Annotated in this window: 2 protein-coding genes; both read left to right on the top strand. The window is 51.1% G+C overall.

Going from position 1 to position 462, the window contains the following annotated elements:
* Positions 1 to 222, top strand: a 222-nt coding sequence (locus CWB99_RS24460; protein ID WP_212748545.1) for a hypothetical protein, incomplete at its 5' end; no start/stop codon positions are given.
* A 25-nt stretch (positions 223 to 247) separates the two neighbouring features.
* A complete protein-coding gene (locus tag CWB99_RS24840; protein ID WP_283235381.1) occupies positions 248 to 379 on the top strand; it encodes a hypothetical protein in 132 nt (43 codons plus the stop codon).
* Positions 380 to 462: the final 83 nt, after the last annotated feature.

Here is a 462-nt window from a genome sequence, read left to right as displayed (position 1 = left end):
AGCAGGAGCTTAGATAACGGACTACATGATGTATTCCGTTATCCTGCACTCAAAGCTTTGCCACTCAAGACTCGAATCGGAAACCATCCAAAAGGCAATAAGGTCAGTGCATCTAGTACACCTTACCAGCACACCAAGCCCGTCATCCCGGCCTCCGAGCCGGGAACCATTCCAAATACAACAAAAATACCACAGATAGTAACGAGGGGGTTTTGCATCTGAGTAACGCCATCTAACGGAGTCGCTTGTGAGTAGATCCCGTGTCGGGCACGGGATGACTGGGAGGAAGCATAAGGCAACGGAGCACAAGGCAACGGAATACAAGGCAACGGAATACAAGGCAACGGAATACAAGGCAATGGAGCAAGAGCTTAGATAACGGAGTACTTGATGTATTCCGTCAATCCGTATCCCGAGCCCGTCAATCAGCACTCAAAGCCCGTCATCCCGGCCTCCGAGCCG

Origin of the sequence: Pseudoalteromonas rubra (assembly GCF_005887095.1) — a bacterium.
Lineage (GTDB): Bacteria > Pseudomonadota > Gammaproteobacteria > Enterobacterales > Alteromonadaceae > Pseudoalteromonas > Pseudoalteromonas rubra_E.
Note: the sequence above shows the minus strand (reverse complement) of the source record. Positions and strands in the feature narration are given on the sequence as shown.